Origin of the sequence: Rodentibacter caecimuris (genome assembly GCF_001019715.1) — a bacterium.
GTDB lineage: Bacteria > Pseudomonadota > Gammaproteobacteria > Enterobacterales > Pasteurellaceae > Rodentibacter > Rodentibacter caecimuris.
Map to the genome: position 1 here is coordinate 323,938 of NZ_BBXJ01000001.1, position 25,570 is coordinate 349,507.

16 protein-coding genes and 1 pseudogene are annotated in these 25,570 nt (G+C 38.9%); 11 read left to right on the forward strand and 6 right to left on the reverse strand.

The window, feature by feature from the left end; translation table 11 throughout:
• Positions 1-73: 73 nt before the first annotated feature.
• Together PNEUHYL_RS01470 and PNEUHYL_RS01475 are read right to left on the reverse strand one after the other, a co-directional pair.
• Positions 74-1,237: a restriction endonuclease subunit S gene (locus tag PNEUHYL_RS01470; RefSeq protein WP_059365496.1), complete on the reverse strand. Its 1,164-nt coding sequence runs from the start codon at positions 1,235-1,237 to the stop codon at positions 74-76.
• Positions 1,238-1,404: 167 nt separating this feature from the next.
• Positions 1,405-2,964 carry a type I restriction-modification system subunit M gene (locus PNEUHYL_RS01475; protein WP_059365498.1) on the reverse strand — a complete coding sequence of 520 codons (1,560 nt, stop codon included), beginning with the start codon at positions 2,962-2,964 and terminating at the stop codon, positions 1,405-1,407.
• A gap of 209 nt (positions 2,965-3,173) precedes the next feature.
• On the opposite strand from PNEUHYL_RS01475, the gene PNEUHYL_RS01480 reads away from it, so the two are divergent.
• Positions 3,174-4,001 (forward strand): DUF5718 family protein, encoded by an 828-nt coding sequence (locus tag PNEUHYL_RS01480; RefSeq protein ID WP_059365500.1) that lies wholly within the window; start codon positions 3,174-3,176, stop codon positions 3,999-4,001.
• A gap of 39 nt (positions 4,002-4,040) precedes the next feature.
• On the opposite strand, the gene birA is transcribed toward PNEUHYL_RS01480, so the two are convergent.
• Positions 4,041-4,946 (reverse strand): bifunctional biotin--[acetyl-CoA-carboxylase] ligase/biotin operon repressor BirA, encoded by a 906-nt coding sequence (gene birA, locus PNEUHYL_RS01485; protein ID WP_059365502.1) that lies wholly within the window; start codon positions 4,944-4,946, stop codon positions 4,041-4,043.
• A 134-nt stretch (positions 4,947-5,080) separates the two neighbouring features.
• On the opposite strand from birA, the gene guaB reads away from it, so the two are divergent.
• From guaB to guaA, 4 genes are all read left to right on the forward strand, one after another.
• Entirely contained in the window at positions 5,081-6,544 is a 1,464-nt protein-coding gene (gene guaB, locus PNEUHYL_RS01490) for an IMP dehydrogenase (protein ID WP_059365504.1), read from the forward strand.
• A gap of 156 nt (positions 6,545-6,700) precedes the next feature.
• Entirely contained in the window at positions 6,701-7,102 is a 402-nt protein-coding gene (locus tag PNEUHYL_RS01495; protein WP_059365505.1) for a GFA family protein, read from the forward strand.
• Between the two features lie 171 nt (positions 7,103-7,273).
• The gene (locus PNEUHYL_RS01500; protein ID WP_059365506.1) at positions 7,274-7,939 is read left to right on the forward strand and encodes an HAD family hydrolase; all 666 of its coding nucleotides are present in this window, start codon (positions 7,274-7,276) and stop codon (positions 7,937-7,939) included.
• A gap of 20 nt (positions 7,940-7,959) precedes the next feature.
• A complete protein-coding gene (gene guaA, locus PNEUHYL_RS01505; RefSeq protein WP_059365508.1) occupies positions 7,960-9,519 on the forward strand; it encodes a glutamine-hydrolyzing GMP synthase in 1,560 nt (519 codons plus the stop codon).
• A 125-nt stretch (positions 9,520-9,644) separates the two neighbouring features.
• Here guaA and tssI read toward each other — a convergent pair.
• Positions 9,645-10,215 (reverse strand): annotated as a pseudogene (gene tssI / locus PNEUHYL_RS13555) (type VI secretion system tip protein TssI/VgrG); the annotation flags it as partial.
• Between the two features lie 100 nt (positions 10,216-10,315).
• Between tssI and tssH the strand changes: the two are divergent.
• The 6 genes from tssH (at position 10,316) to PNEUHYL_RS01540 (ending at position 20,293) form a co-directional block, all read left to right on the forward strand.
• Entirely contained in the window at positions 10,316-12,913 is a 2,598-nt protein-coding gene (tssH, locus tag PNEUHYL_RS01515; RefSeq protein WP_059365512.1) for a type VI secretion system ATPase TssH, read from the forward strand.
• A 113-nt stretch (positions 12,914-13,026) separates the two neighbouring features.
• The gene (locus tag PNEUHYL_RS13530; RefSeq protein WP_059365515.1) at positions 13,027-14,406 is read left to right on the forward strand and encodes a DUF4123 domain-containing protein; all 1,380 of its coding nucleotides are present in this window, start codon (positions 13,027-13,029) and stop codon (positions 14,404-14,406) included.
• Positions 14,403-17,282 carry a toxin VasX gene (locus PNEUHYL_RS01525; RefSeq protein ID WP_255204417.1) on the forward strand — a complete coding sequence of 960 codons (2,880 nt, stop codon included), beginning with the start codon at positions 14,403-14,405 and terminating at the stop codon, positions 17,280-17,282. The genes PNEUHYL_RS13530 and PNEUHYL_RS01525 overlap by 4 nt, the downstream gene beginning before the upstream one ends.
• An 11-nt stretch (positions 17,283-17,293) precedes the next feature.
• On the forward strand, positions 17,294-18,304 hold the full coding sequence (locus tag PNEUHYL_RS01530; RefSeq protein ID WP_059365518.1) for a hypothetical protein: 1,011 nt from the start codon (positions 17,294-17,296) through the stop codon (positions 18,302-18,304).
• 258 nt (positions 18,305-18,562) lie between these two features.
• Positions 18,563-19,411: a hypothetical protein gene (locus tag PNEUHYL_RS01535; protein WP_239690372.1), complete on the forward strand. Its 849-nt coding sequence runs from the start codon at positions 18,563-18,565 to the stop codon at positions 19,409-19,411.
• A gap of 366 nt (positions 19,412-19,777) precedes the next feature.
• Positions 19,778-20,293: an Hcp family type VI secretion system effector gene (locus tag PNEUHYL_RS01540; protein ID WP_059365521.1), complete on the forward strand. Its 516-nt coding sequence runs from the start codon at positions 19,778-19,780 to the stop codon at positions 20,291-20,293.
• Positions 20,294-20,428: 135 nt separating this feature from the next.
• Here PNEUHYL_RS01540 and tssM read toward each other — a convergent pair whose 3' ends face one another.
• The gene (gene tssM / locus PNEUHYL_RS01545) at positions 20,429-24,115 is read right to left on the reverse strand and encodes a type VI secretion system membrane subunit TssM (protein ID WP_059365525.1); all 3,687 of its coding nucleotides are present in this window, start codon (positions 24,113-24,115) and stop codon (positions 20,429-20,431) included.
• Entirely contained in the window at positions 24,112-25,569 is a 1,458-nt protein-coding gene (gene tssA / locus PNEUHYL_RS01550; RefSeq protein WP_059365527.1) for a type VI secretion system protein TssA, read from the reverse strand. Before tssA ends, tssM begins: the two co-directional genes overlap by 4 nt.
• Between the last annotated feature and the right edge of the window lies 1 nt (position 25,570).

The following is a 25,570-nucleotide window of genomic DNA, read 5'->3' on the forward strand; positions in this document are numbered from 1 at the left end:
TTATTGTTTAGTTTTCTATAATAAGCTAATCATAATTCAAGAAATTGAAATAATGCCAATGATGGAGATAAATTTATCTCTCTTTAAAGGTTAAAAGTGTATTCCTATAATATTCATACTGCTGCCGACGTGCATTGATTTCCGCAGGCAAGCCTGTGGTTAAATCATTTACCAATTTATCAAATTTATCCAAAATATCGACGATCATTTGTTGGATTTCGAGTGGGGGAAATGGAATTTCTATTTTATTTAAATTTTCTTGATTTAATTTTGGCTGAGCTCCTCCCGATATAAATTTAGATATATCAATAGAATTTATATAATACTCTACAAACTTTCTAGTAACATCATTTCTAAACTCTATAATATGGGCGTGATTATTTACCCAATTTTTCCCTGAAATTGAGAACGCAATAGGTGTACTTCTTGCTAATAGGTTAGCACCATCTTCTGAGATCAGTAAATAATCTCCATCAAAAATATAATGTTCAACAAAATCAACGATACCCGAAGCCCCATAATATGGATATTCCCCTTTTACCCTTTTCGAAGATGATATTGGCTTTCTGATTCTGTCTAAGTTCACAGAAATTTCAGGTAATATCTTACAAGGCACACCTTGCGAGCAAAGTTCCTCTAAATATTTTTTCAGTGGGTGAGAATCCCCATTATCAAATGTTAAAAGGTTATTTCGGTAATACTCATATTGTTGTTTTCTGGCAGTGAGTTCAGCTTCCAGCGTAGCTTCCAGCTCGGTAAAAATGTCAAGCACTTTTACAATTTTTTGTTGAATTTCGAGTGGGGGAACGGGGACTTTGAATAAATCTAAATCTGATTTATTTAAAGCAGGAATACTTCCTCTAGACACTAATTTTTCCATAATGTCTATTTCATTTACTTTTAAAATATAATAGACAAATTTGGTTAAAAGCATTTTTTCATCTCTTGAACGATATGGATAGCATAAACCGCCAGCCCAAAATTTTGTATCTATATAATTTATAAAACCTGCATATTCTCCACGAGCAGCAACAATAAGAGCATTCCCCTCATTATTATATTTGTTATAATACCCATACAAGTTTCGACCAGAATTTATAACAGGATATTCACCATCTTCTAACAATTCACTTACCTTCAGCGTTGCTTTTCTTAACGGAGTACAAATATCTCGTAGCTCCCTAAACTCCACCCCATCAGGGCAAAGACTTTCTATCATTTTTTCAATTTCGTTCATTCTCTTTTCTCTATTTTGTAAAAATCAGCCAGAAATCGACCGCTCTTGCCTAATCATCATTAGTAGCTTTTAGATTCTTCAACCTTCCATTTAAACTATTTCCATTCTAGAAAGTGCTAACTTAATATTTAATTAGTTACGCTCGAAAATATTGGGAATCGGTTTCATCATTTTCCCTCAATCTCCGCCACAATCTTATCAATGGCGGTACGCAGTTCGGCTTGATGTTTGACGATGTCAGCAATACGGGTATTGAGTTCTGTAATATCCACTTTCTCGCTCGTGTCTTCTTGCTCAACATAGCTTGAAACAGAGAGGTTATAGTCATTTTCGCCAATCTTTTTATTTTCAACCAGCTCGGCAAAGTGCGGTTGATTTTGCCGTTGTTTTACCGCTTGATAAATGGTGGCAATATTCTCCTCAGAGAGTTTATTTTTGTTACCGCCTTTCACAAACTGACCGCTTGCATCAATAAAGAGAACGGCATTATCGGCTTTGCTCTTTTTCAGCACAATAATGCAAGTTGCAATGGTAACGCCAAAAAACAGGTTGGCAGGTAGCTGGATTACGGTATCCACATAGTTGTTATCGATGAGATACTGGCGGATTTTCTGCTCTGCTCCGCCCCGATACAATACGCCGGGAAACTCAACGATTGCCGCCGTGCCGTCGGTCGATAACCAATGGAGCATATGCATCGTAAAGGCCAAATCCGCCTTACTTTTTGGTGCAAGAATACCTGCCGGTGCAAAACGGGGGTCGTTAATCAAGAGCGGATTATTATCTCCTTCCCATTTGATTGAGTAAGGCGGGTTGGAAACAATCGCATCAAAAGGTTCATCGTCCCAATGGTGTGGTTCGATAAGGGTATCACCTAGGGCTATATCAAATTTTTCGTAGTTAATATCGTGCAAAAACATATTGATTCGGGCAAGGTTGTAGGTGGTGATATTGATTTCCTGCCCAAAAAAGCCTTGCCGAACCTTATCTTTACCCAGCACTTTGGCAAATTTCAGCAATAACGACCCGCTTCCACACGCCGGATCATAGACTTTGTTGATGTGCGTTTTATCGCCAATCACTATTTTCGCCAATAATGCCGATACTTCCTGCGGCGTAAAAAACTCGCCGCCCGATTTTCCTGCATTGCTGGCGTACATTGCAATTAAGTATTCGTAGGCATCACCAAATAGATCGTTGTTATTCTCTTGATAATCGCCCAATTTTAAGGAAGCGACCGCATTGAGAATTTTGGTCAGCCGTTCGTTACGCTTCAGCACTGTTGAGCCGAGTTTATTGCTATTGACATCAATATCGGCAAACAGCCCTTTGAAATCGTCCTCACTTTCTTCGCCCAGCGCAGAATTTTCAATATTTTTAAACACTCGGCTCAGAATTTCATTCAGATTTTCTTGATGTAATGGGGCATTTTGTTGCACATTCTCAAAAAGATCGCTCGGCAAAATATAAAAACCTTTGGATTGCACCGTTTGCTCCCGACCATATTCCGCCGTTTGATTATCTAATTTGGCATAGTCGAAATCAGGATTACCGGCTTTCCATTCGCCTTGATTGATATAGTTCGTCAGATTTTCAGAAATAAAGCGATAAAATAGCATTCCCAATACATAGGATTTAAAATCCCAGCCTGTTACGCTCCCACGCAATTCTTCGGCAATACTCCAAATCGTTTTATGTAATTCCGCACGTTCTTGTTCTTTGCTCATCTTTCACTCCCTATTTAAGTGCAATCATTATACAATATTCCGCCAATTCTACTGAAAATCCGCCTGTTTGTCTGAGAGAAATAATAATTAAAACCTCCTATATTTTATTTCTAATCTAATTAAGGCGTTTTTCTTATTCTTATTACTACTGATTTTTTACCACACAAGCGGTAGAATTTAACCCATTTTTTACAAAAAAGGAGAACACTATGAACACTACATTTATCGGCTTAGGCGTGGCAGGCAATTTTGCCGGTCATTTAGAACAGGCGGGCGAGGCGGTGGATTTTTTGCAAGTCAAAACCGTTGAAGCGGTGCAACCGAAAGCAATTTTTCCATTTTATGTGCCAAGTGATAACCTTGGAGAATACCAATTTCTTGCCACCTATCCTCTTTCAAATACCGAAATTTGCTTTCCAAATGATGCAGATAACCTGCAAATTGAGCCGGAAATTGCGCTGATTTGCGATATTCAGTATGAAAATCAGCAAGTTATCGCATTAAAGCCAACCCATTTTGCTGCTTATAATGACTGCTCAATCCGCCGTCCGAATGCTCGTAAAATTTGTGAAAAAAAGAATTGGGGCGAAAAATCGAAAGGCATTTCGCCCACTTGGATCGCTCTCGATCAGTTTACCGCCGGCGGTATCTTAGACGATTACCATATCGCCTGTTTCCACAAACGCAACGGCGTATTGAATGAGTACGGTATCGACAGCCCTGCGGTTGGGTATAGCTATTTTCATCAAAAATTATTGGATTGGATTGTGGATCGAATGAACAATCAGCAGGACGAAGGTCCGATGAACCATATCGCTGCAATGCTCAAGCAAGCTGACTATCCGACCAAAGCAGTAATCAGCATTGGGGCAACCCGTTATACCGATTTCGGTGAGCATAACTTCCTACAAATCGGCGATACCAGTATTGTAGCGGTGTATAACGGCAAAACCTATTCCCACGAGCAGATAGCCCAAATGGCGACGCAGGAGCAATTTGCGGAAGATGTTTCCGCCCTCGTACAAAAAGTGATTTAAATCAAGTGCGGTTAAAAACACTGGAGATTTTAACCGCACTTATTTTCGACGAAGTGATACCTCACCGCCATTAAAAGTTCGTAATTCATTTTCGCATAACAACTGTAGATATCCCCGTTTATCAATGCCCTGCTCAATGCCTGAGATTATGCCCTGTTCGGTTATCACATTTACTTCGCTATTGAAAAAGGCATTGTGTCTTCGCCATACTTGTTGAAATTCAGCATCAATGCCTTCTTTTTCAAAACGAGCTAAGCGCCTATACAAATGTTGAATGAGCGTTGGAAATAAAGCTTGCCGATCAATATTTGGATTAATTTCACACAACTGCGCATAGGGCTGACTAATTTCCGCTTGCGCAGGTAAAGATACGTTAATTCCTACGCCAATCACTAAGTTAAGTAATCCATTCTTATGGCTCGCAATCTCAACTAAAATACCGCCAAGTTTCCGCCCATCAAATAAAATATCATTCGGCCATTTCACTTGCACACCAAGCGTCTCGGCAATCGCAAGCCCTACGACTAAACTCAATCCCTCGAGCGATTTTTTAGGATCGAATGTCCAGTAAAAACTGAAAATCATTTGACCAGCAAAAGGTGACAACCATTGACGACCACGCCGCCCACGACCAGCCGTTTGATATTCCGCAAGACAAAGATCGCCTTTATGAAGATGAGCAATATTTTGCAAAATCCATTCGTTAGTAGAGGAAATGACCGGTTCATAATGTATCCGATAGGGTAAAAGAGCGGTTGAAATTTGCTGTAAATTGAGTAGAGGTAATTGCGGTATTAATTGGTAGTGTGAGGTATGTTCTTCAATGTTTAGCCCCAACTCTCGCCACTGCTGCACATCAAAAGCCACATTTTGCGAAAATGTCGCCAATTCTGACCGCACTTTAGGTGTGCAATCGGACAAACTGGTTAATAATACCAAATTCATACTTTTTCCCATCACGAAAACGTTTGCGAATCATAGCATAAAATCGAAAAATTTCGTTTTCAAAATGGTGCAAAATCTGTATAATCCCGCCGCAATATTTTTTAACATTCACTTTTAACGACGGAAATATTGCTATGCTTAGAATCAAAAAAGAAGCCCTCACTTTTGATGATGTTCTCCTTGTCCCGGCACATTCTACCGTGCTTCCAAACACGGCTAATCTTTCGACCCAACTCACTAAAACAATTCGCCTGAATATCCCTATGCTCTCTGCGGCAATGGATACAGTCACCGAAACCAAATTGGCAATTTCCCTTGCCCAAGAAGGCGGGATTGGCTTTATTCACAAAAATATGTCGATTGAACGCCAAGCAGATCGGGTACGTAAAGTGAAAAAATTTGAAAGCGGTATCGTTTCCGAACCGGTTACCGTTTCACCAACCCTTACTCTTGCAGAATTGGCCGAACTTACCAAGAAAAACGGTTTCGCCGGTTATCCGGTGGTTGATGCGGATAAAAACTTGGTCGGCATTATCACCGGCCGTGATACCCGTTTTATCTCAGACTTAAGTAAAACAGTCGCTGATTTTATGACGCCGAAAGACCGTTTAGTTACGGTTAAAGAAGGGGCAACCCGTGAAGAAATTTTCCGTTTAATGCACGAAAATCGGGTAGAAAAAGTGTTGGTGGTCAATGATGATTTCAAACTAAAAGGGATGATCACCTTAAAAGACTACCAAAAAGCCGAAAGCAAACCGAACGCCTGTAAAGATGAATTTGGGCGTTTGCGTGTAGGTGCGGCAGTGGGGGCTGGCCCGGGTAATGAAGAACGTATTGATGCCTTAGTCAAGGCCGGCGTCGATGTATTGTTAATCGACTCTTCACATGGTCATTCCGAAGGTGTTCTACAACGTGTGCGTGAAACCCGTGCCAAATACCCAGATCTTCCTATCATCGCCGGTAATATTGCGACGGCTGAAGGTGCAATTGCTCTGGCTGATGCCGGAGCAAGCGCCGTGAAAGTGGGGATTGGCCCCGGCTCAATCTGTACCACTCGTATCGTCACTGGTGTGGGCGTACCACAAATCACGGCGATTGCCGATGCAGCGGAAGCCTTAAAAGATCGAGGTATTCCGGTTATTGCAGACGGCGGTATCCGTTTCTCAGGCGATATTGCCAAAGCTATCGCCGCCGGTGCAAGCTGTGTGATGGTCGGCTCAATGTTTGCCGGTACGGAAGAAGCGCCGGGTGAAATCGAACTTTATCAAGGGCGCGCATTTAAATCCTATCGCGGCATGGGCTCCTTAGGAGCAATGTCAAAAGGTTCAAGCGATCGTTATTTCCAATCGGACAATGCCGCCGATAAACTCGTACCGGAAGGCATTGAAGGGCGTATTCCATATAAAGGTTATTTAAAAGAAATTATCCACCAACAAATGGGCGGTTTACGTTCTTGTATGGGCTTAACGGGCTGTGCCACCATTGACGAACTCCGCACCAAAGCGGAATTTGTGCGAATCAGCGGTGCAGGTATTAAAGAAAGCCACGTTCATGATGTGACGATCACCAAAGAAGCCCCGAATTATCGAATGGGATAGCGAGCGGCAGATAGACTGCTACTGATGAAATATAGGTTAGATCATGATTTATCAGTAAAGAATTAATTGTTAAAAAATAAAGTGCGGTTGTTCTTTAAGAAGTTTTGATTAAGCCGCACCTGTTATTTTGGGACGTAAGTAATTTAGGGAGTAAAAATGAAAGGTAAATGTTTATGTGGTTCCGTATCTATTTCCGTACCTAAAAACAAAAATGTTCACGCTTGCCACTGTGGAAATTGTGTTCGTTGGAATAGTAGCCCTTTATTTAGTTTAACCTATCAACAGAAGTTAGATATTTTAGGAGAGGATTTCATTCAATGTTATCAATCTTCAGAGTGGGCGGAGCGTGCGTTTTGTAAGAAATGTGGAACACACTTATATTATCACTTATTGGGTACTAATAATTATGAACTATCTGCAGGTTTATTCTGTTCGGAAAATGAATTTACTTTAGAACAAGAAATTTATATTGATCGTAAACCTTCTTTTTATTACTTAGGTAACAATGTGCCTAAATTAACTGAAAAAGAATTTTTAGAAAAATTAGGCTTAGTATAAACTTGACGAAATATCAAAATATATTAGAAAATATAAATACCTAGTGAATAGTTATGATAGAAAACATATTTTGTCATTATTAGTTTATTATTCAGCCACTATTTTTATATATTCAACTACAAAGCCATTCTCATAAAAATAAAGACTGTTAATAATGTAGGAATTTTTATCATGCTCCAAGCGATTATTTTTGATATGGATGGCGTGATTGTTGATACCGAATTTTTAGAATACAACTTGCAAGCAAAGTTTATCGAATCTATCAAAGAACACGACCGCACTTTAACACAGTCCGAACGTTCGGAAGTGGTTGGGAAAGGGCTGTCTGAAATTCCGGAAATCGTGAAAAAACTAAGTAATTCATCATTACCATTGGAAGAAATCAAACGACGCTATTTTGATTTTTTCAACCAACTTTTTTCAACAGTGAATTATCTTTCAATTTTCCGTTCTGATATTCAAAAAATTATTGATTTTGCCAAACAACATCACATCAAATTAGCGGTAGCCTCCTCTTCCCGCCTTGAACATATTCAGAATATTTTGACAAAATGTGATATTATTCAGCACTTTGATTTCATTGTCAGTGGCGAACAATTTGAACGTAGTAAGCCTGATCCGACAATTTATCGATACACCCTCGAAAAACTAGGTGTGCAAGCAAAAAATACTGTAGCGATTGAGGTTTCTTTTTTCGGCATTCAAGCGGCAAAATCTGCCGGTATTCCTGTAATTGCCTACGAAGAAAAACGAATACTTATTGACCAATCCGAAGCCGATTATTGTGGCAAGGATATGAGCGAAATTTTAACTATTATTCAAAAATTACATTATTAACCATTTTATTAAGGTAAAAAATGACAAACATTCATCACCATAAAATCCTAATCCTCGACTTTGGTTCTCAATACACCCAACTCATTGCCCGCCGCGTGCGTGAAATTGGCGTTTACTGCGAACTTTGGGCATGGGATGTCACGGAAGAGCAAATCCGTGAATTTAATCCAACGGGAATTATTCTTTCCGGTAGCCCCGAAAGCACCACAGAAGAAAACAGCCCACGCGCGCCGGAATACGTCTTTAATGCAGGCATACCGGTACTGGGTATCTGCTATGGTATGCAAACGATGGCGATGCAACTAGGCGGTTTAACGGAAACCTCTGATCATCGTGAATTTGGCTATGCCTCCGTTTCTTTAGAAAATTCAACCGCACTTTTTGATCATCTAAATGATGGTGACGGCAAACTGGATGTCTGGATGAGCCATGGTGATAAAGTAACCCGTTTACCGGAAAATTTCCAAATCACCGGTACAACCCCAACTTGTCCGATTGCAGCAATGTCAGATGAAAGCCGCCATTTCTACGGCGTACAATTCCATCCGGAAGTAACTCACACCAAAAGCGGTTTGGAATTATTGAAAAATTTCGTGGTGAATATTTGTGGTTGCGAAACCAAATGGACTGCGGAAAATATTATTGAAGATGCAGTAGCCCGCATTAAAGCACAAGTGGGCAACGATGAAGTGATTTTAGGCTTATCAGGCGGTGTGGACTCCTCTGTTGTCGCATTATTACTACACCGTGCAATCGGCAAAAACTTACACTGTGTATTTGTGGATAACGGCTTGTTACGCTTAAACGAAGGCGATCAAGTGATGGAAATGTTCGGCAATAAATTCGGCTTAAACATCACCCGAGTGAACGCAGAAGATCGTTTCCTAAGCGAACTAGCCGGCGTGGACGAACCGGAAGCGAAACGTAAAATTATCGGTAAAGTCTTCGTAGATGTATTCGATGACGAATCAAAAAAATTGCCAAATGTGAAATGGTTAGCGCAAGGCACTATCTACCCTGATGTAATCGAATCTGCTGCCAGCAAAACAGGCAAAGCACATGTAATCAAATCACATCATAATGTGGGCGGTCTGCCGGATTATATGAAACTCGGCTTAGTCGAGCCGTTACGTGAACTTTTCAAAGATGAAGTGCGTAAAATCGGCTTGGCGTTAGGTCTGCCTGCTGAAATGCTTAACCGCCATCCATTTCCGGGCCCGGGTTTAGGTGTACGTGTACTGGGAGAGGTGAAAAAAGAATACTGTGACCTACTCCGCCGTGCCGATGCGATTTTTATTGAAGAATTACACAAAGCAGATTGGTATTACAAAGTCAGCCAAGCCTTCACGGTGTTCCTTCCTGTAAAATCTGTTGGTGTAATGGGCGACGGTCGTAAATATGACTGGGTTGTTTCCCTCCGTGCTGTTGAAACCATCGACTTTATGACCGCACATTGGGCACATTTACCATACGATTTATTAGGTAAGATCTCCAACCGTATTATCAATGAAGTAAATGGCATTTCCCGTGTGGTGTATGATGTGAGTGGAAAACCACCTGCAACGATTGAGTGGGAATAAAAACCCGCCTTTCACCACAGTTCAATTCATTTCAAAAATAGCTAAAAGCCCTGTAATGTCAGGGCTTTTCTATTTCATTTCACTTCATATTAGTTTATTTTTGACCGTATAGTGTTACTAATACAGATAAAAATCTCTTCTTGGTCTTTTTCGTCTTCAAAACGCAGTTCGTTAAAGCCGTTACCTTTGTGGGTTTTGGATTTTATTGTGGTGCGGGTTTTATGTTCCGGTAGTTTATAGGGCGGTTCGGTGGTGCTGTGGTAGGTGCGTCCCACTACAATCGGTTGGTCCGGGTCGCCGTTTAGGTATTTGATCAGCACTTCATCGCCGATTCGCGGTATCATCATGTTGCCGTATTGGGCGCCCGCCCAGCCCTGAAGCCCCCGTATCCAGCAAGAACTGTGTTCATCTCCGTTGCTCCGTCTGTCCCACGGGAATTGTAGTTTGACCCGGCCCCATTCGTCACAGTAGATTTCTTCTCCCTCAGGGCCGACCCACATGCGCCACTTGGGTGCCGCGAATAATCGGGCGGGTTTTTGGCGGGCTGCGCCAAGGTTTGTGATGGGGGATGAGGAATAGGGTGTTTTCGTAATGGTTGCCACTTTTTGAGGTTTCGTCTTCAACCGTTGCCCGTTCTATCGCTTCTTCCTCTAATACGCCGGTTTGGGTTCCCCTATGCTCCGCGCGTACCAACCAAATAATTAAAATAGTTGTGGTTAAATTAAATGTAAAAAAATAGAATATCTAAGTTTTATGATATATTTTAAACCGCTTTATAAATATGAGGGCCTACATAATGATAAAAATTAACTTGAGCGCAACATTAGGCGCATTAAACGATGTCTCTAAATTAATGTTAGAAGAATCTGCTGCGTATGCGATTAGTTGTGGCGAATCGGAAATTCTCCCCGCACACTTGTTACTTAAATCATTAGAAAATCCCTTCTCAGATGTACGTTTTATTTTAAATAAACTTGAAATTTCTCATGAAGAATTGACCGCACTTTTATTGCGAGGCAATCAACATTCCAACAGTAATATTGATTCAGTACCCAGTTTTTCCCCTTTATTAATTGAAGCATTACAAGAGGCTTGGTTGCTTGGTTCACTTGAGTTTGAACAATCACAAATTCGCAGCGCAACCATTTTCTTAGCGCTTATCTTAAATGCCTCCCGCTATTTACCAACTTCCGTTGCGAGCTTCTTAAATCAAATTAATAAAGAAACCTTACGACAATCCTTACTTAACTTAGCAAAAGGTTCCGCAGAATCTCAAACCACACCAGAAAATACCTCCACCCCCACCGCAAAACATACCGATCAATCCGATTTAGCCCGCTTCGCTGAAAACTTAACGGCGAAAGCACTAGCCGGAAATATTGATCCCGTGCTGGCGCGTGATCAAGAAATTGATTTGATGATTGATATTCTTTCACGCAGAAGAAAAAATAACCCTATTGTTGTGGGTGATGCGGGAGTAGGTAAAAGCGCACTCATTGAGGGATTGGCATTACGTATCGTAAACAAACAGGTTCCGCCTCATTTACAAAATGTCGAGCTTTGGAGCCTTGATCTTGCCGCATTACAATCAGGCGCGTCTATTAAAGGTGAATTTGAAAAACGCTTAAAAGCCGTCATTGATTTTGTTAAAAATAGTGCAACACCGATTGTTCTCTTCATTGATGAAGCCCATACGCTTATCGGTGCCGGAGGCAATGAAGGCGGAAGTGATGCTGCCAACCTATTAAAACCTGCTCTGGCTCGTGGTGAACTTCGCACTATTGCTGCGACGACTTGGACTGAATATAAAAAATATGTGGAACGCGATCCGGCACTTTCCCGCCGTTTCCAATTAGTGAAAGTCGATGAACCCTCTATTGAGGAAAGCATTGTTATTTTACGAGGTCTGAAACCGCTTTATGAAAAAACGCACGGCGTTTACATCACAGGTGAAGCGCTTGAAACCGTCACTAAATTATCCGCACGTTATATTGCCGCAAAAAAATTGCCGGATAAAGCCATTGATATTTTAGATACCGCCTGCGCGCGTGTTTCAACAGCAAAAAACACACCGCCGAAACGTTTGAGTTATTTAGATAATAAGATCCATGAAATTAATGTGGCGATTGACGAGTTTGATCGTGATTATCAGCTTGGTGAAACCGTTGATAGTAGCGTGAAAACAAAATTAGAAAAGCAACTTGCAGAATTAGCGGAAGAAAAGACCGCACTTTCTACGCGTTTTGAAACACAAAAAGTGCTTGTTGATGAAATCTTAGCATTGCGTGAAAAACTTTCTGATTCTGAAGCCGACTATACAGAAGAAGAACGTCAGCAATGGATCAATCAATTACAAGAGAAAAAAGCCGAATACGAAGCCATTAAACCGGAAGAATGCCTCATTCACGCCGAAGTGGGTAGTAAGCAAATTACTGCCGTGATTGCCGATTTAACCGGTATTCCGGTCAATAACATGACAGGTGATGAATTAACCAAGCTGACCGAATTACCTGAAATTCTAAACGATAACATTAAAGGTCAATCCCAAGCCATTGAACAAATTCACAAAAACCTACTTACCGCGATGGCTGATCTACGCCGAGCCGGTACGCCGTTAGGGGCCTTATTACTGGTCGGCCCAAGTGGCGTAGGTAAAACCGAAACCGCTATTCAAATAGCCGAACATATCTTTGGCGGCAAACAATTCCTCACTGCCATTAATATGTCGGAATACCAAGAAAAACACACGGTTTCCCGTTTAATCGGTTCACCGCCGGGTTATGTAGGCTATGGCGAGGGCGGTTTACTTACGGAAGCCATTCGTCAAAAACCATACTCTATCGTCTTGTTAGATGAAGTGGAAAAAGCCCATCCGGACGTCTTGAATTTATTCTATCAAGCGTTCGATAAAGGGGAACTTGCCGATGGTGAAGGGCGGTTAATTGATTGTAAAAACATTCTCTTTATGCTTACTTCAAACTGTGGCTTTGACGCAGCAAATGATCGTTTTGCGGTGAAAAGTGATGAAGAGCTTCGTCGCTCACTGCTCTCTTTCTTTAAACCGGCATTACTTGCCCGTATGCAAATTGTGCAATATCACTATTTAACTACGGATGTCATGAAACGCATTGTGAAAGCTAAACTTGCCAAATTAGAGAAGTTAGTTTCCGAACGCTATAAAGCGACATTCACCATTGCAGAAAACATTCTTGAGCATATCGAAAAACAATGTGAGGCGGATGCAAACGGTGCCCGCTTGGTTGATGCGATTCTTGAAGGGCAACTCTTACCACCGCTTTCATTGGCATTACTTCAACGTATTGCCGGCGGAGAGAAAATGTCGACTATTACCCTTAACTTTGAAGACGGTGAATATCAGGTTCATATAGAATAATCAAGATTATTCATCATAAAACCTCTCACATTTTGACCGCACTTTAACATTGCTTTTTATGCGTATTACTTTAAAGTGCGGTTATTTTTTACTACGTTTGGTTGGAGCTATTTATGGAAAAATCTCTCTGGCTTGCCACCGCTTATGTACAAGCGGCTCATCAGTTAGACCAATTTGTTGCGCTAGCCGCATTTGTTCAAACCCGCGAAGAATTTGAACAACGCGCACAAGCGCACTTTTCTCAGATACCTGCATATTTCCGTTTTCAGTTAGCGCCGATTCCGGCTAATTTGTTTTTTCAACGCCATGGGCGAACAGGCTTGTTATACCACGCCTCCACCCTTAGCGAAGAAGAAATACGGGTCATCCCTTTAACCGATGAACCGTCACAGCCGGCTATGGAAGAAAATATTGACTATCTGCATTGTCATGTGATTGATAATATTCAGCCTCTTGATATGCAGCTTGACCGTGTCCCTGCCCTTTTTGCGCCGGAAGCGGTCGGATTGCTGTTATGGCCGGATTTTCCGACTCCACCCAATCTGCTGGATTTTCAAAATCGAGATAACCCCGTCCAATTCAATTTCCCTAAACCGCAAATTGACAAGACAGTTTTACAGCGCCATCTTGCGCAATATCGCGATGATACGCACGCTCCGACACTAAAAGTCTATTTTGTCTTAGATGCCAACAAAATGCCGTTCTTCCAATCATTAAGGCTGAAAGCGAAAATGAAAAGCCTGTTCCAAGGCAAGTTCGGTGAGGATACGGCAAAGGTTGCGCCTTATCTGGTTGAAGTGATTCGTGATGAAGAGCATATTCACAGCGGTGAAATGATGGGGCTGTTTAGCCTAAAATCCGCCTTACATGAATTTAACTGGGAAGATAATCTCGGGATTTTTATTCATTCCTATGCGGATTTTGATACGGTGTATCAACATTTACGTAAATTCCCGATGTTACAGGACGAACGGGGCAAATGGCATTTTTTCCGCTTTTACGACCCGAAAGTCTTACGGAATTATCTCCATATCATTGCCAAACGGCCGGCAAAATTGCATAAGTTTTTTGGCTACGATAACAATATTATCTACGCTTTTGGATCGGGATTTGAAAACAGCTTTCACTACTACACCTTAAAAGCCTTGCCTGAAGATACGCTCCCAGCGGCAGTCGTGATGACGGATTGGGAGATGGCAGGCTTTAAACATCAAAAATGGATAGAAATCAGAAAAAACCTGAATGAAACCATTCATCCTTATTTTCCACAGTTATCCTCAGAAGAGATAGATAAAGCGCTCAATTACACAAAGCAAAAAGGTTATACGGAAAATGAAATGTTATGCTATCGTTACACCGTTTGCTATTTGACCGCACAAGTAAACAATTTACCTTTTGACGAGATAGCGCTACAAATAAAGCAACAGGTTAGCAATGATAATACGTTATTTATTTCAATGCTTTGGAATAGAATCGAGAAGGAAATTTCATGATGAATAAAATGCCGCCTCATACACCGACAAATCTAAAACCTAAAGAATCGACGGGAATCGTTGCACCATGTCAAGCCGATTACTATCTTTATCCCGCCAGATTGGCACTTACTCAAGCGGCATTGTCTAAAATAGCAAATAGCGGAGAATATAGTTCTCCGCCTGCTTCGCTGCCTTCATCAGCCGAAAAAAGCGATTATGAACTACGTCGCTTACGAAGCGGATTTATTTATATCTTAGCGGCGAATATCAGTGGTTGCGGCAGCGCACAAAGAATTACCGCCAAGGCTTCCTCCGGGTTGGCTTGGTATATTTACCATTATCATTCGCCAACTACCGCGTTGAAATTGAACATTGGTATAAACTCGTTGGATTATTGTTTTACACAATACTATTGTGAAAATGAAGATATTTATCAAACTTGGGAAAGTGCCAAAGGAAAATCACAACCCCATATTGCGCTAAGTCAATTAATTTCTGACATTGAGATTATGTATTCCGATTTTGAGCTGCCTCTTGCTTTTTTAGATAAGCTCGCCACCGATCCCCGTTTACGTCAAAGTTGGATGAAAAAGGTCAATATTAAAGAACCCGACCAAGCGACAGGCAGCGCCCCTTTTAGTCAATTAAATACCTTAGTTAAAGATCTGGATTTAAGTGCGCCTGAGTTAAATCAAAACGCAGAAAATTATCAATGCTTTGCCCCTATCGGAAAAATTCAGTTAGAACTGGAGCAGCTTAAATATTCAGAAAGAGGGATTATTGTCGGGTTAGCGGATATTATTAGCAACGCCCGTGATTTTGTATCATATATTCAATATTTGGAAAATCAGCGAAATGAAAAGCTGACGAAATACGAATATGCAATTAGCACAGCCACCGTGATTGATAATTATGTCAAAAACAAAGCGACAGAATATCAACGGCTTATGCAACGCTATGCAAATCCTTACACCTCATTTGAGGAGTGTTACCAAACCGTATTAAGGCCTTATGTGGACAGCGCACATCTGGATCATAAAGAAAATGACATCATCCAAGCCCTTAAACAAGAGTTTAATTTACCCGATATCCCCGGCTACAATATTATTCATAAAGTAGCCAATCTCCCCCATTTTTTTGAAAAGAAATTTGAGAATATAGCCAAAGCCCATCTCAGCTTAATTGAAAAAAATGCGAATAAATTGGAAGAGTTTTTAGCCGCTTATGAAAGCAATAAAGCACATCAAAATGCGCAAGATATACTGAATGGATTTTGCCTTTACGGACATGGTTTGTTATGGGGATTGAACGCAACAAGTTTCGGCCTACAAACAATGATTCAAGCCTTTAACCCGAATAATGCGGTATTGAGTGAAAACCTGAAATCCCAAGTACAGCCTTTTGCCAATCGTTTAAATACCGCACTCTCAACCGTATTAAATGGTTTATCGGCGATTGCCGCACTACAAGAGATCCGCGGATTAAATGTTTATGCCTATGATAAAATTGTCACCACGGTTGTGGCGGAAATTATCACCGGAGAAGCTTATCAAACGGGTAAAAAACGCCAATACCCACGTTCACAAAGAGTAAATAACATTACGAATGTCTATCGTAAATTAGGTTTTTCAATGAAAGAATACGAAATAAAAGAACTGAGAAGTGCTTTACAGGGAAATATACAAATCCTCAATCCAAGCAAAGCACCGATTAAAAATAAATCGGTAACGCTATTTAGCTCAACCAGATTAGAGATTCACGACGAAAGTTACCACCAATTTCAACAATCCGCCGGAAAATTAAACGGCGCCGTAAAATTATTAACTTTTTTAAGTTTTATCGGCTATTGGGTGAATATTGAAACCTACACAGTACAAGGTAAATTAGCCAATGATTCAACCTATGCGCTGATACTGGGGGTTGCCGCCTATATGGCACCGGAGGGGAATTTAGCGCTGGAATATCGACAACTTGACCGGCTCAACATTTCATTACAAGCCATCAATAAAGCAACCGGAGAGGCGTTCACCAGTCGTTGGGCGGCAATGCGGGCAGGCTTAATGGATGCCAGTCTTGCGCTAACAGGCATTGCCGTGATGTTTGAAGTCTTTTTAGCCCAAGAAGCGGCTTATAAAGGCGACGATATCGATTTCTGGGGGGCGGTTTCTCGAGGAACAGGCGGCAGTATGATAGGATTATCGCCAACCTTTATTGCCACCGGCGTAACGGCAATCGCAGAGGGGCATGTAGTAAGCGGCAGCATACTTCAATTATTGGGTCGCGTATTCCCTTATATCGGTTCTGTATTAGTATTAATCGGTATGATTATGCGATTATTTAAGTCGGAAGATATTGAATTGTGGATTAAGCATGGCTTTTGGGGAAATAGTCCTCATTATTGGGGGGAAGCTGTTGGGGCTTATGATTGGACTCTTGAACGTACAACTAAATTTTCATCACAGTGGTTTGACGTAGTAAATAATAAGGAAAGTATTCATGAATATTACAAAATTGAAATACAAAGATTATTTTCATTAACTGATAAACCTATTTTAGAAAGAATTGATAAAAATAATATTAGAATCATTCATCCTAATATAAATAACCCATTAGCGATAAAAAATATTAGAATTACTGAAAAAATAGTTTTTAATAATAACGATATTTATAAATTAGAAAGTGAGTTATCGATAAAATATGAAAAACAAGGATGTGCAATTATTACCCTTCCTAAAAATTGGCTGATCTATGATCATTATAATCAAACAAAAAGAGAAATTGAAAGACGTTACTTAACAATGATAAAAATTAAAGTGTCAATGTTAAGATACGAGGGTTACATAGGTGAAAATATTTATTCTGAACCCATAATATCTAATCTTCATGATTTATAGGAATATTAAAAATGAATAAAAAAAATATATATCACGATCTAGGCTATTCAATCCGAAAGATTAATAAAGACGAAATTGAAGTTAAACTTTCTTTTCTTGATGGTTTTTTACGAGGTTTATTTCGTTTAGCTATTATATTAATTATTATATGTATATCTATAAATGATATTGTTCATAGTAAACTTCCTTTTTCTATGATACACGAAGCAATTCGTCAAGATTTCATCTGGGCATTCTCCCCAGATGATATTGTTAAGCCATTATATGAGAAATATCTAAATAACCTAGAAAATAAAGATTTCATCGCATATTTCCCTAATGAGAAATGGATCTCATACGAACAATATAAATCTTCTTACATAGATAGACATTTTGGAGATATAGTAAGTGCATATTTCCATTTTATTTGGATAACCTTTGTTATTTTACTGTTCTTTTACCCTCACCACCGAACCTTGCGATTAAACCGAAAGTATCGAGTTCTCTACAGCCAAAATATTGTCGGTACCGCTGTGGTTACCGTACCGGAGAAAGGCGATCCCCTTTCCGGAATTTTATATAATCGCTTCAGCATTTATCCCTTTGGAAGAGGGCAACATTTTTCATTATCTGTCACGTTAAAACTTTTTGAGGGAAAAGCCCGAGACGGCTTTTTCTTAGGCATTTACCCGACGCCCAATGCGGAGCATAACGAGCATATTGTGCGTGCAATGCGGGAATTTTTTACCCAAGACAATCCGGAATTTTTACAGCATATCGGCAGATGTTACCGCCCCCCTTGGTGCCGACCACTAATCGCGTTTTGCAACAGCCTCAGCCCGATTTACTTTCCTTTCTTTCATCGTAAAAAAGCAGAAAAAGCCATTGCCGAATATCAAGCCGAATGGAACAAACTCAGCCCGAAACAGCAACAAGCCCGCTATCATGCCGTTCAAAAACGCCAACAAGAAATCAATGACACCCTTAAACAACAAGGATTTTATAACGAAGTAGATCACCGTTGGACTTGGCGTGATGATTAAAAAACAGGGCTAAATTTAACCGCACTTTATTTAGTTAATCAGTAAATAAGTTACACTATGGATAAAAAACAAATTTATTACGATCTAGGATATTCAATTAGAAAAACCAGCAACGATGAAATTGAAATCAGACATTCCTTTTTAAGCGGTTTCTATCGCGGCGTTTTCAGATTTCTAATCATTGGTTTCTTTATAATTAATGCCTTTTTAGATGCTCGGATAGGAGAGCCTCCGCTATCTGGCATATATCAACCTCTTATGTTAGATATCCAATGGGGCTTTAACCCAGACAAAGAGTTAACATCTAAATACAATGAATATTTAAAATATCGGCTAGATCCAAATGTTATTAAAAAATATAAAATAACGGAAGAAGTTGAGAGCTATGAAGAATATAAATCGTGGTACTTTTGGTCTATTTTTGAAACTAGAATGTGGTTAGGGGTTAAATTTATTGTCTTTTTATTTGTATTGTTCTTATTTATTTATCCAACCCCAAGAACATTACGCCTAAACCGAAAATATCGGGTGATCTATCTTCAAAATTGGAAAGGGCATTCTATTGTACCGGTGCCGGATAAAGGCGATCCGCTTTCAGGTATCTTATACGATCGCTTTAGTATTTATATGTTTGGCGGAAAAGGCGATTATTCACTGTTTTTCAAATTGGATTTAGATGAGGGAGAAGCCACTGATGGAGGTCTTCTAGGTTGCTATCCTTCACTCAATAAAAATCACAATATGCATTTAATCAAAGCGATGATAGCCTATTTTACAGAAGAAAATCCCGAATTTATGCAATATATTCATTCTTGCTATCGCATTCCTTGGGTTAATCCGTTAATCGCATTTTGTAATAGTTTTGCCTTTATTCGCTTCCCCGTTTTCAAACGAAAAAAAGCAGAGCAAGCTATTCTCACCTTTAAACAAGAATGGGATAAGCTTTCTTATAAACAAAAAATGCTGAAATTCGCCCGTGTTATTCAACGCCAAAAAGAACTGAACGAACGATTACTAGCCCAAGGATTACATAATGAAGTGAATAATGATTGGGATGAGAAAGAAACCTCTCCGGCATTGAAAAACACAAATAGCATTTATCCATAAACGTCTGAAAATTTGACCGCACTTTATTTAATTAATCTTAACGAGGAAAGCCCTGAATTTATGTAATATATTCATCTTAGTGTCGTATTCCTTGGTTTAATCCTTTTCGCATTTTGTATATTCGTTTCCCTGTTTTCAGAGAAAAAAGCAGAACAAGCCGTTTTGCCTTGAAACAGGAGTGGAACAAACTTTCCTATAAACAAAAAAACATATTTTTCACCCTTTAATTAATAAACATGAAATATAAAAAAAACTTCTCTCGTTTTAATGAAATTTAATGTTAAATGCTATTTAATTTGATATAGTTATATCCGTCTATTTATAGACAAACAACTATTTAATCTTTAACATCATTAGGAGAATTTTATGCCTACTCCAGCATTTATTTCTATCGAAGGTAGCAATCAAGGAAAAATTACAGCAGGTGCATTTACTGAAGATTCTGTCGGTAATGTTTATGTTGAAGGTCATGAAGATGAGATCATGGCACAAGCAATTAGCCATATCGTAACCGTTCCAACTGACCCTCAATCTGGTCAGCCATCAGGTCAACGCGTTCACAAAGCATTCAAATTTACTTGCTCTTTAAACAAAGCAGTACCTTTAATGTATAACGCATTAGCTTCCGGTGAAATGTTACCAAAAGTTGAAGTTACTTGGTTCCGCACTTCTATTGATGGTCGTCAAGAAGAATTTTTCTCAACTGTATTAGAAGATGCAGTGATTGTTGATATGAATTTAGTGATGCCAAATGCACAAGATCCAAGCAACGCACCATATACTCAATTATTAGAAGTTAGTATGAGTTATCGTAAAATTAACTGGGATCATACTATTGCAGGTACATCAGGCTCTGACGACTGGCGCAGACCACAAGTTTAATTTTATAAACTTTGTAAAAAAGCTAAATAGGGCACTGTTTAGCTTTTTTATTTTCAGACAAATCTTTAGGTTATTTTTCTATTAAAAAAGGGAAATATTATCTATTTCCCTTTTAGATGTCATAAGCTAATTTGGCTAATTACTTTCAGGTAATTCAACTTCATCCTCAAAAATTTCCATTGGTTCAATGAGATCTTTGGTATCTTTTTCCGTATCAAGTAGTTTAGATGGTAATCTGAAACCACTTAACATACCGCCAAAGAAAGGATTTGATCCATTTTCTACCGTCAATCGATAATTAATCGCTCCACCATTTAACTTAAATGAAAGATCCACAGATTGTCCGTTTGCTTTTTTGGCAGCCTGATCCAATACTCTAAATAATGACCATTCACCGGTACGACGCAGGGTTGATGTTTCTCCCATTGAAGTTACAAGAGTCAAACTCGTTTCTACATCTTGACGTGTCGTATTCGGCCAAATTAAACGACTTGCCGATGGAATCTCATGGCTATACTTCAATAACTGTCCATCAATATTAAAGGTCGATGCTGTAAATTTTCCAGAAAGTCCTAAAGGTTTTAGGCTGAAAGAAATACTGACGTTACCGGAAGCATCAAAATAATTTCTTTGAATATTTTGTAAATCCTGAAGTGCGGTCAAAAATTCTGAAGAAATTACACTTTCTCCATTAACTATTGAAAGCTCGGCATTATCTTCTAAGAAGAATTTCAAATAGCTATCATAAAAACGTTGTACCCGTCCGTTTGGCCCAAAAAACTCACGGAAATCATCAAGTGAAACACTTTGCGTTGCTTTGCGATTTAATGGATAACGGTTTGTTATCCTGTTTTGATAAAAACTATATACGTTACGATTCCATAATGTATTAATCTCGCTCAAAGCTGTTTTTAGTTCAAGTGTCCAAGCCTCATCCGCAACCTTATTCAGTTGAACGGAAAGTGGCTCTGCCATCTCATTTGCCAAGCGTTTTAAATCAACTGTTGGATTAGTGCGTTCCAAGTTAAGCTCGGACATAATGGCTTTTAATGCCGTTTGAGATGGCTCCGGCGATTTCTGAATCGTTTGCATATAAAACTTCAATTCAGACAATTTTTTCATCACTGCATCCATGTGCGGTTGATCGGCATTAGATGCTACTTTTACTTCATTAATTAAAGGGGCAAAATGATGGCCAATTTGTAATGATGCCATCTGATTTGCAGTTGCTACATTTGCATTATTATTACTATTTTCGGCATTAATTCCCGATAAACTTGGATAAATATCGCTATTTTTATCAAGCAAATTAATCATTTTTTGCAATGGTTTTTCATTACTTGTTAATGCCTCTAATACATCAACGGCATGACGTAAATCAACAAAATGAATGATTTCTAAGTTATTTAACGCTTCCTGCCACGTTTGAATATAATCAGCGATATAACGTTCACGAATTTGCTCTGATAAATTAGCAAGATCTTCTTTTGAATAATTTGTAGTTTGCTGCTTACCCAGAACCCAAGCATCAATTGCGGCGAGTTGCAATAAATCTTGTGCTTTTGGATCATAAAAATCTTTATATGCCCAATCGGTAAATAACGGGCTAATCAGCGTACCATACCAACTGATATTTTTATCCTTAAAGAAAGTCTTAGGATCTTCCGGTGTTAAATCCGTTTTAAAGATCGTTGTAAAACTCTGACCGATTTCAGCTTTCAAATCCGTTGCAGGTTGCAATTCTGTATTTGCTAGAATTTTAAAGTTTTGGTAAACACGATCGGCCAATGGCAATTTGCTATATTCTTGCTGTTTATCTGCAATTTTTTTATCAAACATAGTTAAATCGGGATCAACGTGCTTCATTGCATAACTAAAATGTGCCATGAGCTGACGCTGAATATCAGGATTTTTAGGATAATTTTTTTGTAAATATTTTGTCATCCACTGTTCCGGAATCTTCACTTTTCGGTTTGCCATATCATCAATCATACGATAAACACGTAACAGCTCTAATCCTTCGTTGCTATCTTCCGGTAAGGCATCCATTTGCTCAATTAATCCCATAGCAATCTCAGGTAAAAAACGTTCAGAAAGAAATTTCTTGTAAGCTTCACTTACCTTTTCACCGACTTTCTTACCTTGGTATAAACCAAAATCCTCAATCACCGGTAAAGCCTCTTCGTAATTTCCGTAACCATAGGTCGCTTGACGCAATATATTTAATGGTTTTAATAGGTTACGTCCGGTCGGATCCATGGATTGGCTAATATTCATTTGGCGAAATTCTTCGGTCAGTTTTAAGATTTTCACTGAAGTCGTTTTATTTTGATAAAAGTAATTATGCCAGGTTGCTAAAATGCAAATTCCGCATACGGCAACAGCAACGGCACCAAATATAAATTTACGCTTATTGCGACGAATTTCTTTTTTATTATCACTAACAAGTCCGGCTTCGGGATAAATGATATTTTGGAAAAAATTATATGTAAAATAAGCTCTCTGAGTACGCTCAGGCTGATAACTTGGTATAACATGAGGTAAATCAAACTGCTTAGAAATCGCAGCTTGATAGAAATCCATCGGAATCCCCTCTTGGAAAATAGAAGAAAAGTAAACGCCTCGAACATAAGGGGTAGTAGTAAAACGATCGCTCTCTAAGATATCGCTAATAAACTGAAGCAAAATATCTTTCATTCCACCTAATTGACGCGCATACATATAAAGAGATTCACGATCTTCTTGTGAAATCGTGGCGGCTAATTTATCAAAGATGACCTCTTCCACTTCTTTTACAAATGCAGCATAACTCTCTGCGAACTCTTTCGTCCAGTTATCAATTTGTTCATCAGTATTCAAGGTAAAAGAGAAACCTAAATTTTTATGGCGCTCCGATTGCTTTAAGTCACGATAAAATGTTTCAAAACCTTCAATAAGATCCACTTTATTTAAAACAACATACACCGGTACACGCGCACCAAATTGTTCCGTAACCTCACGAATTCGATTGCGTAATATCACAGCTAATGCCTGTCTGTCACTGTGATTTGATGCAATTAATTTAGGAAGATCTACAACTAAAATGATACCGTTAATAGGCCTTTGCGGACGAACATCACTAACCCAATCAAGTAAATGTTTCCACAATCCTTTTGCAATTTTTCCATCCTGATCACGCTCAGTCCCCAGCTGTTGAATCATCCCTCCTTCAGGATCAAATAAAATCGCATCATCACTTGCCCACCAGTCAATTTGATATAAAGAATTCTCACGCATATAGCGTTTAGAAGTTCTTTCTAAGGCTGTTAGTGTAAATTTTTGGTTAGAGCGGTTAATAAAACTTGTTTTTCCCGCCTTATGCGAGCCAAGCACCATATACCAAGGAAGTTGGTATATGTAATCTTTATTAGATAAATGATTCTTTAGTGATTCAGACATTAACTCAAGACTATCATCTTGCTCTTTAATATACGGGAGAATAACGTCTTTTTCTTCTTGTTGTTTTTCTAATTCATTCTTTTCTTTGTTTAAACGAAGATTTCTTAATTGAAGTTTTAAAATCGCAATAATAGCTAAAGTTAGCAAAACAATTACTGTTGCAATAATTCGACTTCCCATCCCAACTTGTTTAGCAAGTTTATAATCCCAACCTTCCTCATTTGAAAGACCAGAGAAACTCCAAGAACTTCCATAAGTCCAAATCCCAATAAAGATGAGGATAAGGCCTAATGCAAATAACACAGGAAGTGAATTTTTAAGATGTGAAAAAATAGGGCGTGTAAACTGACGAAAAATCCCTAATAATCGGTTCAAGTAATTCATTCATTATCCCTTAATAATTGATCTTTTAATTTTTCCAGTTGAGTAAAGAAGGAGCTATCCCACTCTTCAACAGTATATTTTCTACAAATATTATTTAGTTCTGAGAGCTCATTAAGTGCAATAGAAACCATCCCCTCTTTTAAAAAGAAACGTATTTTTTCAATTTGTAAATAATGCTTTGCACGAATATCCTTCACAGATTTCAGTTGCTCATCAATTTTTTTGAGTACAGCAACAAAACCTTCAGATAAATAAAGTTCATCAAAACCATTATCCGGCTGATTTTGTATCACATCTTGAGATGTTGAATTGGCACTATCCTCTTCAAAAAGCCAATCAGAAACAGAGTGGCTTAAAAAAAAGTCGCCATTTTGAAACTTAGCCAAATGAAATGCAGGAAATTTTTCAACAAACTGCTTTGTTACACTTCTGATAGACTTAGCTACATCTTGAAACTTTAATGCCTCACAACATTTTGCCGATAAATAGCTACCCTCAATCCAATATGGGCTTGTTGTTAGCGTTTTTTCAATTCGCTCAAGTAATTCAATACTTGGAGATGAAACCACTTTATCCCGATAATCACTGACCTTATCAATCGGAACAGACTGCATTGCAGTAATGCCTTGTTCATTCATCTCCGGTAATTGCGTAATATTATGCCATAATCCAAAACGACGGCTGACATAGCCCAATATTGATGAAGGTTGCAATTTACAACTTGTATCGGCTACTTGTAAATAGAACTGCTTTAACTGTCTAGAATTTGTCAGTTGAAACTCATTTATATCCGGAATATTTAACGAAGTTGTTTCAGAAACCGTCTTTGATGTACGAACCGGCTCGACTGATAATGCATTACTGTTTTGGCTTACTTCATTCTCTTTATTAACTAAAATATTCTCAACAGAATCTGACCGCTCTTTTACAAAACTTTGTAACCGAACTAAAATCGATTCCGCATTAGGGATATATTCTCTTAATTGGTCTAAAAGTGCTTCTGTGAGCAGATTAATCGTCTCACTCTCTTTAGCGGTAAATTTTACCTCAAGGTTATTTGATATTGCATTTTCAAAACGTTCAAGAATCAGTGAGATTGACTTTACTTTAAAGCGATTAATCGTATGATCTGCTGAAGGTTTAGGATAAGCGTTAAAAAGAAATTTCTTATTAAATTCTGAAAATAACGACAGAAACTCAATCAAATTAGACTTAAATTCTTTGTAGAGTAAAGCATATCCTAAATATTGTAATACCTTATAATCTTTGCAATTTTCAACCAAATATTGATGAGAATTTGAAATAAGCCCGTTCCAGTCGATCGTGTCATGTTGTAAAGAACCAAACTTCATGACTTGATCATCAATAGCAAAGAAGAGCTGGCTTCCCTCATCCGGAATACCAACCGGAAAATACTCCCCGGCAATATCATCCAAAATATTTTGATATTTCATA

Bases quoted from the DNA above. Each gene is read 5' to 3' on its own strand.
- PNEUHYL_RS01470 (WP_059365496.1), bottom strand. From the start codon at position 1,237: ATGAACGAAATTGAAAAAATGATAGAAAGTCTTTGCCCTGATGGGGTG.
- PNEUHYL_RS01475 (WP_059365498.1), bottom strand. From the start codon at position 2,964: ATGAGCAAAGAACAAGAACGTGCGGAATTACATAAAACGATTTGGAGT.
- PNEUHYL_RS01480 (WP_059365500.1), top strand. From the start codon at position 3,174: ATGAACACTACATTTATCGGCTTAGGCGTGGCAGGCAATTTTGCCGGT.
- birA (WP_059365502.1), bottom strand. From the start codon at position 4,946: ATGAATTTGGTATTATTAACCAGTTTGTCCGATTGCACACCTAAAGTG.
- guaB (WP_059365504.1), top strand. From the start codon at position 5,081: ATGCTTAGAATCAAAAAAGAAGCCCTCACTTTTGATGATGTTCTCCTT.
- PNEUHYL_RS01495 (WP_059365505.1), top strand. From the start codon at position 6,701: ATGAAAGGTAAATGTTTATGTGGTTCCGTATCTATTTCCGTACCTAAA.
- PNEUHYL_RS01500 (WP_059365506.1), top strand. From the start codon at position 7,274: ATGCTCCAAGCGATTATTTTTGATATGGATGGCGTGATTGTTGATACC.
- guaA (WP_059365508.1), top strand. From the start codon at position 7,960: ATGACAAACATTCATCACCATAAAATCCTAATCCTCGACTTTGGTTCT.
- tssH (WP_059365512.1), top strand. From the start codon at position 10,316: ATGATAAAAATTAACTTGAGCGCAACATTAGGCGCATTAAACGATGTC.
- PNEUHYL_RS13530 (WP_059365515.1), top strand. From the start codon at position 13,027: ATGGAAAAATCTCTCTGGCTTGCCACCGCTTATGTACAAGCGGCTCAT.
- PNEUHYL_RS01525 (WP_255204417.1), top strand. From the start codon at position 14,403: ATGATGAATAAAATGCCGCCTCATACACCGACAAATCTAAAACCTAAA.
- PNEUHYL_RS01530 (WP_059365518.1), top strand. From the start codon at position 17,294: ATGAATAAAAAAAATATATATCACGATCTAGGCTATTCAATCCGAAAG.
- PNEUHYL_RS01535 (WP_239690372.1), top strand. From the start codon at position 18,563: ATGTTAGATATCCAATGGGGCTTTAACCCAGACAAAGAGTTAACATCT.
- PNEUHYL_RS01540 (WP_059365521.1), top strand. From the start codon at position 19,778: ATGCCTACTCCAGCATTTATTTCTATCGAAGGTAGCAATCAAGGAAAA.
- tssM (WP_059365525.1), bottom strand. From the start codon at position 24,115: ATGAATTACTTGAACCGATTATTAGGGATTTTTCGTCAGTTTACACGC.
- tssA (WP_059365527.1), bottom strand. From the start codon at position 25,569: ATGAAATATCAAAATATTTTGGATGATATTGCCGGGGAGTATTTTCCG.